Source organism: Planktotalea sp. (assembly GCF_018607965.1).
GTDB lineage: Bacteria > Pseudomonadota > Alphaproteobacteria > Rhodobacterales > Rhodobacteraceae > Planktotalea.
On record NZ_JABBAM010000020.1, the window covers coordinates 1 to 9374 of the forward strand.

Sequence of the window (9374 nt, forward strand, 5' to 3'; positions counted from 1 at the left end):
TGATGCTCTATCGCAAAGACACCGCATCGCAAGAGTTTTTCGGGTTGACGCACATATGAGGCGCTTGTAATCACCCGATCACGCCATGCGTTTATTCGCATAGCAGTGGGCGACAGGCCGCAAGGTGTGGCAGGAGACTGTAACTCTCTCGCGGAGACGCACGCCTGGTTCGATTCCAGGGTCGCCCACCATCAATGTGCTCATAAGATGTTGATTTATTTTCTTAATTTCGATATCTTAATCAGCAAACCCACCACGTGGAATTCGATCAAATAAATGCAAATGGCAATATATTCGAAAAGTACAGAACAAACTTTAGACGTCAGCGCGTTAACCCTGAATCGTAAATCTCGAAGCTCTCAATCTTAAGCGTTGCAACCGCCTCCCTATTTCAGGGTCTTCTTGCACTTATACGAAGAGCTTATTTTGGCGTTACACCAATACAGAGGCAATAATTTACGCACCATCCTTCTATAGCGGACTTACATTGGATGACGCGGATGCTATCATGCGCCCCGTGACAATGGATTTTGCTGGGGCATCGCAGCACAGCAACAACAAACTCGCTTTCATGCCAATAGTTCTTGGTGCAACATATGTGCTATGTTTGAATTCAATGAATTTCTTCACAAAATGGGGCTAGCCCCCGCTGAAATACGACTGCTCCGCCATGACCCACGAGGTGTTACTGCTTGGCAGCAAGGCAGAGAGACTCGCTTTGGCTGTTTCGCCAGTTTTCAAAAACGCGAGAACTCTCCTTATCTTGGAGCTAACTTTGCTTGCCATTTTCTTCCCGGGCCGAACTTGCCAGATGGCAGTGCCAGCGCGGAAACGCATGCCCTCGGCATAGGTCAGTTACCTCTGGCGAACGATGGCATGTTGCGCGTTTGGCTCCCTAATAAATTTACTCTGCCTGTGTGAGGGGGTAGGATCTATCAAACCTTTGGCTCGGCATGTCCATAAATCTCAGTGAAGGCTTCCTCATGGTCACGAAAACGAAGCTGCATCCGCGCAATCAACACAGAGATGGTTATGATTTTGTGCGCTTGGTGGCGCATTCACCTGAACTTGGGGCGTTCACGATAAGTAATCCTGCGGGTCAAACGACGATTGATTTTCAAGACGTATCGGCAGTACGGATGCTCAATCGGGCGCTCCTAAAAACCCACTATGACATTGATTTTTGGGACATTCCCGCCGACTATCTATGTCCGCCGATCCCTGGGCGTGTGGACTATATCCACTATTTGGCGGATTTGCTTGCTGGCAGCAACAATCAAGAAATCCCGATCGGGCGACACATCAAAGCTCTCGACATCGGCACAGGCGCAAGCTTGGTGTACCCTCTTATTGGCCAAAGTGAATATGGTTGGGACTTTACTGGGGTCGATATAGATCCAGCTGCTCTAAAGTCTGCGCAGCAGATTTGCGAACTTAATTCTCTAAAAATTTCCCTCAGACAACAAAAAGTGCCTGAGAATATCTTTAGAGGCGTCGTCAAACCGGATGATGTATTTCATTTCAGCCTCTGCAATCCACCCTTCCATGCGTCCAAAGAACATGCGCTTAAGGGCACGCAGAGAAAGTGGGGGAACCTTGGCAAGGGGCCTTCAAAGAAGCTAAATTTTGGTGGCCAAAACGCTGAACTTTGGTGTCCGGGCGGCGAGATAAAGTTTATCGCGCGCATGATTGAACAGAGCACAGAATTCGCCGAGCAATGTTTGTGGTTTACCTCGCTCGTATCGAAAAAAGATAACCTGCAACCGCTGTTCCGAATTTTGAAAAGAGCGAAAGTTGCTGATTTTAAAGTTGTCGAAATGGCGCAGGGGCAAAAAACAAGTCGTTTCATTGCTTGGACATATTTCAAAGAAAATCAGCGTTCGCTGTTTGTGGAGAGAGCTCGTAAATTGGGCGTTTGTGATCCGGCAGTTTAGGCACCGCTATTGTCCTGCGTCAGGCAAATGATACCGGCGCGCGTTCATTCAATAATTATGATATACTATCAATGGGTTCAAAGTAATTTGCGTTCGTCGCAGTGATCCGTTCGATTGTTTCATCCAGCCGAGAAAGGTGGAACATCCCGACTTCAACGGCTTTGGTTGCATCATGCGCTTTTATGGCATCTGCAATGCGTTTGTGGTCTTCCATAAGATCTGGCAGGCGTTGTTCTTTTGACAGGCCCAAGCGGCACAAACGGTCTACTTTTGCTTTCTCCGCCATGATCACATCGAAAGCAAAATCTACGCCAGCGATATCACAAAGTGTCTTGTGGAAATCATAATCCAGCGCACCAAACCCGTCCACATCGCGGGCCTGAATGGCTTTACCTTGTTCTTCTATATTGGCGTCCATTCGTGCGCTACCATCTGCGTCGCAACGTTCAGCTGCACGGCGCAAAACTTCCATTTCGACTGAAGCACGCACAAACCGCGACTTTTCAATTTCGCGCATCGAGAACCGTTTGACCTCTGTCGCGCGCTGAGGGCGGATCAACAACAAATTGAGGTTTGCTAGTCTGCTAAACGCATCCCGCACGGGCTGGCGCGAAATGCCAAACCGCGTTGCCATATCTGCCTCTGAAATCTTATCACCGGGGCGCAGACCTAGTGTCGTGATTTGTTCATGAAGGTAATCATAAACCTCATCGACACTTGTCCGCCGCTCAGTCGTTCGGACTGTATTTCCCATGTGATCATCTCCTCATAAGATGGTGCAGAAATTTTTTAGCGGCTCGTCTCATGAATAAGGTTTCGCCACGAAGACCTTGTTACGCATGTTCTATAAGAGCGATCAGCGGCGAAAGACAGGCTGTCGGTCCGCTTTCCCATCATTTTTAGCTAGTATGTCGATATTTTAACTAGTATTCTAGTCTTATATGAATCGAGCACTGAACTAATGAAAATCAAGTAGGAGACCTATCGTGAAGCTAAAGGGCAAAACGGCCATCGTCACCGGGGGCGGGCGCGATATTGGTAGTGCAACTGCAATCAAGCTCGCTTCAGAGGGCGCAAATGTTGCGATCAACTATTTTGCCAGCTCCGCAGGGGCCGATGCGACGGTCGCGACGATTGAGGCCGCAGGTGGTAATGCGATTGCTGTTCAAGGTGATTTGAACAATCAGGCTGATGTTGATGTCTTGATTGAACAGACAATGGACGCCTTTGGCAGCATAGACGTTCTTGTAAATAACGCGGGTGGGCTGATTGCACGCAAGACCATCGCAGAGATGGAGCTTGAGCATTGGAATGCGGTCATGACGCTGAACCTAACAAGCACGTTCATGATGACCAAAGCCTGTCTTGCCCATATGAAAACTGGTGCAATTGTTAACCTCGCCAGCCAAGCTGGGCGCGATGGCGGTGGTGCGGGCGCAGTTGCGTATGCTGCGTCAAAAGGTGCGGTGATGACAATGACCCGTGGACTGGCTAAGGAAATTGGCCCTGATATTCGGGTTAACGCGTTGTGCCCGGGTATGATTGATACCGATTTTCATAACATCCACACTCCGGACGCTGGCCGCCGTGGATTTGAAGCCAACGCACCCCTTAAGCGCCAAGGCAATGTTGAGGATGCTGCAAATCTTGTGCTGTTTCTCGCGTGCGACGACAGCGCTTTCATCACCGGCACAAATATCGATCTTAACGGCGGAATGCTGTTCAGTTAATCGTACTAAAGAGGATAAAGCATGACGGATTTTCCAGTCGTAAAAACAGGTGAAGATGTAACGAGGCAGGTTCTTTCGGATCATCCCAAAATGATGGTCGTCGCATTTCGATTTGCTGCTGAAGGGGCTATTGGCGCTTTGCACAATCACCCCCATGTGCAATCGACATATGTCGAAAAAGGGCGCTTTCGATTTACTTTGGGCGACGTTGAACGCGAAGTCGGACCCGGTGACAGCTTTGTCATTCCAAGCGACATTATCCATGGGTGTGTGTGCTTGGAGCCTGGGACACTGATCGATTGCTTCACGCCACGGCGTGATGATTTTTTGTAGGGAAGTATCATGAAAATCCTCTCGATCGGGGAATGCATGGCTGAACTGTCCCCCCAAGATGAAGCCGCTACATTCCGGCTTCAATTTGCGGGCGATACATTCAACACGGCGTGGTATTTGAAGCGGTTCAACACTGATATCAATGTGTCCTTCTTCACAGCACTTGGCACTGATGCGATTTCGGAAAAACTGCGCGATGCAATTTCAGATGCCGATATCAACACCGAATATGTTATTAAAGTGCCTGACCGAACAGTTGGTCTCTACCTTATATCGCTTGAAAACGGAGAGCGCAGTTTTTCCTATTGGCGCGGTCAATCTGCAGCCCGCTGTCTTGCATCCGATCCTGCTGCGTTGAAACGTGCGATTGCGGATCATGACATCATCTATTTTTCAGGCATCACATTAGCAATTCTAGATACAATTGGACGCGACACTCTTTTGTCTGCCCTTCGCGCAGGCCGTGCTGAGGGGAAGCTAATCGCCTTTGATCCCAACCTGCGGCCCCGTTTGTGGGACGATACTAACACCATGCTTCGTGTCATCATGGCAGGTGCCGAGGTGTCAGATATTATTCTCCCCTCATATGAAGATGAAGCCACATGGTTCGAGGACGCCACGCCCAAATCAACCGCTGAACGATATATGGATGTTGGGGCGAAAACGGTTGTTGTGAAAAACGGGGCTGATGCAATTTATCATTCTAGTCCCGATGGCGACGGAACCGTTTCAGTTCCACCTATTGCTAAAGTTGTCGACACGACTGCGGCTGGAGATAGCTTTAATGCGGTCATTCTAGCTGGCTTGACTGAGGGTCGTTCGTTGCCTGACGCGATCGCTGCAGCATGTGAATTATCTGGAGCGGTCGTTCAAGCGCGCGGTGCGCTTGTGCCCGTTGCTACAAGGTAAGGACACCATAAGATGCCAAACTCTGAAGCCGTCGATCAGATACAATTGAAACCTGACATCTTCCGCCTTTTGACGGGGGCCAGCACAGCGACAGTCGCTACGCTGCACGGCAGACGTGGATATCTTAATCCCTACCTGCCCACTGATCCCGATACATCCAAACGTTTCGCTGAATGGCGTGACAGCAACGGAGACTAAAGTAATGCGAGAAACATGGCGCTGGTTTGGCGAGTTTGACCCAATTTTGCTAGATCAAGTCGCGCAGACGGGTGCGCAAGGGATTGTCAGCGCGCTTCATGCAGTGCCCTACGGCGAGATTTGGGCGCGCGATGCTATCGCTGCCCGCCGGGATGAAATAACAGCGGCAGGCTTTACGTGGGACGTCGTCGAAAGCCTGTCTGTGCATGAAGATATCAAACGGGGTACGGGTGATCTAGACAGGCTGTTTGCAAACTATCGCCAATCGCTGGCCAATCTTGCTGCAGAAGGCATCAAAACGGTTTGCTATAACTTTATGCCAATCCTGGATTGGACGCGCACAGATCTTGCAGCCCCTGTCGCGCGGGGTGGCACATGTCTGCATTTCTCAGCGTCCAAGATGGCGGCTTTTGAAATCCATATGCTCAAGCGTACGGGCGCGCGGGATGATTATCACCCTGACGCTGTTTGCGCTGGTGATGCTTGGTTTGAAACCTCGTCTGAATCTGACAGAACCGAATTGCTTTATGCTATCATGTCGGGACTTCCGGGTGCGTATGATCGCTATGACGTTGAAGGGCTACGCAGTGTATTGAAAACCTATGAGGGTCTTACGCACGATGATCTGCGCGCGAACCTTGTCCGGTTTTTGAAAGAGGTCATTCCAACGGCAGCAGAGCTGGGGATTATGATGTGTATTCATCCCGATGATCCGCCGCGTGATATTTTGGGACTGCCTCGTATCGTGTCAACCCAAGACGATATTCGACTGATCATGGAGGCCGTTGATGAGCCTGCCAATGGTCTAACCTTGTGCACTGGGTCGCTAGGATCTGGCGCGGGTAATGATCTGCCTGCTATAGCGCGCGCGTTTGCTGATAGGATTCACTTTGTGCACTTGCGTAACGTGACTAAATCCAAGGACGGATCCTTTAGCGAAGCGGCACATCTTGATGGCGATGTCGATCTTGTTGCCGTGATCGACGAGCTACTAAAAGCGGAAAGCCATCGCACTGTCGAACTGCTGTTTCGCGCAGATCACGGGCATGCTTTGCTGACAGATGCGGCAACGTTGACCCAACCGGGTTATACCTTGATCGGGCGTTTGCGCGGTTTGGCAGAACTACGCGGCGTCATCTGCGCGCTGAGTTAAAACACGACTTTGCAGGTCATGCGCGCAGAATTTCACCAAGAGCTTTCGAATGCTCTGGTATACTAGTCTCTTTTGCCTTAACCTCATGAGTTGAAACAAGGCATTCGTTCAGGAGTAAAGACATGGAAAATCCCGTTATCGGTTTCATCGGCCTCGGCCTTATGGGCGGCAATATGGTGGAATGCCTGCAAACTAACGGGTTTGAGCCAGTCATTATGGCGCGCAACAAAGATGTGCTAGCGGCCGCTGTCGCGCGGGGCGCGCGCGTGGCTAATTCGCCAAAGGACATGGCCCAGCAGTGCGACATTATTATGCTCTGCGTAACGACATCCGATGTCGTTGAAGGGTTGATCTACGGTGATGACGGTATCCTTGCGGGGATCAAAGACGGCGCAGTCGTGATCGATTTTGGAACCTCTATTCCCGATTCAACACGTAAAATTGGCGCTGATCTTGCCGCGAAAGGTGCGGGCATGATTGACGCGCCCTTGGGGCGGACACCAGCACACGCGAAAGATGGATTGCTGAACATAATGGCTGCGGGCGACAAAGACACGTTCGACACAGTGAAATCCGTTTTGGATGTGCTCGGTGAAAATATTTTCTACCTTGGTGCACTTGGGGCAGGGCATACGACAAAGCTGATCAACAACTTCATGGGAATGACCACCGTCAGCGCCATGAGCCAAGCCTTCGCCGTCGCCGATCAAGCTGGCGTAGATCGCCAACAACTGTACGATATTATGTCGACGGGCCCGTCAAATTCACCGTTCATGGCGTTTTGCAAGAAATACGCCGTTGATGGTGTCAGCGATTTGGGTTTTTCCATCGCTAACGCCAACAAAGATCTCGGCTACTTCTTGAAGATGGTCGAAGACATGGGCACGCGGTCCGAGATTGCTGAGGGCACATCCAACAACCTTCAGGCCGCAGTCGATGCGGGGCAAAGCCAAGGCAACGTTCCTGAAATCTTTGACTACTTTAAGACGCTCAAAAACTAACGCACTACTTTCCAAAAGCCTGTACCCCAGCCTCCGCGACGGCCAAGTCTTGCGCGGGGGTTCCAGAACTTACGCCGATTGCGCCAATAACGTCATCACCTGTGAAAATTGGCAAACCTCCAGCGATCACGACCATTCTACCGCCAATCGTGGACGTAAGCCCGTAGACTGGTTTGCCAGGCATGCTTGGTTCAGCAAGGTCATGCGTCGGCTTGCGCGTTCCAGATGCTGTATAACTCTTGTCGATTGCCAGCGTGATGCTTGGGATTTTGCTGCCATCCATGCGTAGAAACGCCAATAAATTGCAGCTTTCGTCGGTTATGGCGATGCACATGGCAATTCCGATTTCTTCTGCTTTCGCCTTAGCACCCGCTAGGATTCGGGTGGCATCGCTACTGTCGAGCCTTTTTAGTGTTAACATTTGATCAGTCCTGTCTTGGTGAGCCGCGAGGGAACGAGCGCGCATAAAAGGCGGTTACGCAAACAGTTCATACTAGATTGCGATCTGGTATCCTAGTAGCGTAGATATAGATTTATGGAATCCTCGTTCCAATTCCAAATATGCAGGAGTCAGAAATGCCTACGCCCAAACCTATCCCTGGAAGTACCTTGAAGCCGATGACGTTTCCAAAGGTCAACGGTGCCACGATGACCGTCGGTGGCCCAAAGGAAAACTGGACACTTCTTGTTGTCTACCGAGGCAAACATTGCCCGCGGTGTAAGAAATACCTCAACATCCTAAACGACATGCGGACACAGTGGGCAGATGCCGGTTTCGACATTGCTGTGGTTTCAGCAGACTCCCATGAAAAAGCGAAGGCTGACCAAGCCGAGTTCGGTTGGGGGTTCGACCTGGGCTATGATCTGAGCGAAGAACAAATGGCAACGCTTGGTGTGTACGTCACTGAACCGCTGTCCCCAGAGGAGGCAGATAAGCGTTTTGCAGAGCCGGGAACATTTGTGCTGCGCGAGGATGGCAGCCAAATTGTCGTTTCGATTTCCAATGGTCCTGCGGTGCGACCGGAACTTGGTGAATTATTGGACGGTATGATTTTCAACAAAACAAAGGACCGCCCGCACCGTGGCACTGTCTAAGTAACTGAACAGCACCATGGGATTAGGAATGAAATAACAGGCTTGATTGACTTTGGTACTTGCTGTTAATACTAGTATACCTGTTTACTAGATCGACTGATTCACTTCCTTTTTTCGATCGCAAAAACCAAAAATGTATCTGGGAGGATATTATGACCCTAAACGTCACATTGCGCAGTGCTCTCATCGGCAGCTGCATCGCGCTTGCAGCCTCAAGCGTTTCCGCACAACAGCTTCGCGGCTGGAACATCCACGTTGAAGACTATCCAGTTTCGATTGCTATGGAATCCTTTGCGGATGCCGTTTCAGAAGCAACGAACGGTGAACTGACAGCAAAAACATTCCACAACGGCGTGCTCGGCAGCCAGCCTGACGCGATTGAGCAGCTTCGCCTTGGTGTTATTGATTTCGGTGAATTTAGCCTTGGTCCGTTTGGCACGTCAGTTCCTGAAGCAAACGTTGTGTCCTTGCCCTTTATCTTCGCCAGCATCCCAGAAATGTACAAATTGATGGATGGCGCAGTCGGCGATGCAATTGGCGAAGGCATGATGAAACGCGGTGTTGTCCCACTTGGTTGGTATGATGCTGGTGCGCGTTCTTTCTACAATTCGGTTCGCCCGATTAATACGCCTGCTGATGTAACTGGCTTGAAAATTCGCGTTATGAACAATGATCTGTTCGTTGACATGGTTGCATCCATGGACGGTAACGCGACACCAATGGCATTTGCCGAAGTCTACCAGTCAATCCAAACGGGCGTTGTTGATGGTGCGGAAAACAACCCACCGTCCTACGAGTCTACAAGCCACTTTGAAGTCGCCAAGTATTACTCACTTACAGAGCATTTGATCATTCCAGAGTGCCTGTGCATGAGCAAAATTTCTTGGGACAAGCTGACACCTGAGCACCAAGACATCGTGATGAAAGCCGGTCGCGCAAGCGCCGAGTTGCAGCGCGAGTTGTGGCAGGCACGTGAAGCGGCCAGCATGAAAATCGTCCAAGACGGCGGTACAGTGGTTAA

The 9374-nt window shown here is 50.3% G+C and carries 11 protein-coding genes, 1 tRNA gene and 1 pseudogene; 11 read left to right on the forward strand and 2 right to left on the reverse strand.

The genetic code is table 11. The annotated features are described in order from the left end of the window. Positions 1-107: 107 nt before the first annotated feature. The 3 genes from QZ279_RS01370 (at position 108) to rlmF (ending at position 1934) form a co-directional block, all read left to right on the forward strand. Positions 108-191: transfer RNA gene (locus tag QZ279_RS01370), tRNA-Tyr, on the forward strand. 412 nt (positions 192-603) lie between these two features. After that, on the forward strand, positions 604-921 hold the full coding sequence (locus tag QZ279_RS01375; protein ID WP_293447074.1) for a hypothetical protein: 318 nt from the start codon (positions 604-606) through the stop codon (positions 919-921). 62 nt (positions 922-983) lie between these two features. Then, entirely contained in the window at positions 984-1934 is a 951-nt protein-coding gene (gene rlmF, locus QZ279_RS01380) for a 23S rRNA (adenine(1618)-N(6))-methyltransferase RlmF (protein ID WP_366513813.1), read from the forward strand. A 55-nt stretch (positions 1935-1989) separates the two neighbouring features. On the opposite strand, the gene QZ279_RS01385 is transcribed toward rlmF, so the two are convergent. Further along, positions 1990-2688, reverse strand: coding sequence for a GntR family transcriptional regulator (locus QZ279_RS01385; protein ID WP_293447078.1), 699 nt, complete (start codon positions 2686-2688; stop codon positions 1990-1992). Between the two features lie 232 nt (positions 2689-2920). Between QZ279_RS01385 and QZ279_RS01390 the strand changes: the two genes are divergently transcribed. The 6 genes and pseudogenes from QZ279_RS01390 to QZ279_RS01415 form a co-directional block, all read left to right on the forward strand. Then, the gene (locus QZ279_RS01390) at positions 2921-3664 is read left to right on the forward strand and encodes a glucose 1-dehydrogenase (RefSeq protein ID WP_293447080.1); all 744 of its coding nucleotides are present in this window, start codon (positions 2921-2923) and stop codon (positions 3662-3664) included. A gap of 21 nt (positions 3665-3685) precedes the next feature. Continuing rightward, positions 3686-3997 carry a cupin domain-containing protein gene (locus QZ279_RS01395; RefSeq protein WP_293447082.1) on the forward strand — a complete coding sequence of 104 codons (312 nt, stop codon included), beginning with the start codon at positions 3686-3688 and terminating at the stop codon, positions 3995-3997. 9 nt (positions 3998-4006) lie between these two features. Next, positions 4007-4906 carry a sugar kinase gene (locus QZ279_RS01400; protein ID WP_293447084.1) on the forward strand — a complete coding sequence of 300 codons (900 nt, stop codon included), beginning with the start codon at positions 4007-4009 and terminating at the stop codon, positions 4904-4906. A gap of 12 nt (positions 4907-4918) precedes the next feature. Further along, positions 4919-5104 (forward strand): hypothetical protein, encoded by a 186-nt coding sequence (locus QZ279_RS01405; protein WP_293447085.1) that lies wholly within the window; start codon positions 4919-4921, stop codon positions 5102-5104. Between the two features lie 4 nt (positions 5105-5108). Then, positions 5109-6257 (forward strand): mannonate dehydratase, encoded by a 1149-nt coding sequence (gene uxuA, locus QZ279_RS01410; RefSeq protein WP_293447086.1) that lies wholly within the window; start codon positions 5109-5111, stop codon positions 6255-6257. A 110-nt stretch (positions 6258-6367) separates the two neighbouring features. Further along, positions 6368-7258 (forward strand): annotated as a pseudogene (locus QZ279_RS01415) (NAD(P)-dependent oxidoreductase); the annotation flags it as partial. A gap of 4 nt (positions 7259-7262) precedes the next feature. On the opposite strand, the gene QZ279_RS01420 reads toward QZ279_RS01415, so the two are convergent. Continuing rightward, complete coding sequence (locus tag QZ279_RS01420) at positions 7263-7679, reverse strand: heme-binding protein (RefSeq protein WP_293447088.1); 417 nt, start codon at positions 7677-7679, stop codon at positions 7263-7265. 155 nt (positions 7680-7834) lie between these two features. On the opposite strand from QZ279_RS01420, the gene QZ279_RS01425 reads away from it, so the two are divergent. Then, complete coding sequence (locus tag QZ279_RS01425; RefSeq protein WP_293447090.1) at positions 7835-8353, forward strand: redoxin domain-containing protein; 519 nt, start codon at positions 7835-7837, stop codon at positions 8351-8353. Positions 8354-8505: 152 nt separating this feature from the next. Further along, a partial coding sequence (locus tag QZ279_RS01430) for a TRAP transporter substrate-binding protein (protein WP_293447092.1) occupies positions 8506-9374 on the forward strand: 869 nt, incomplete at its 3' end.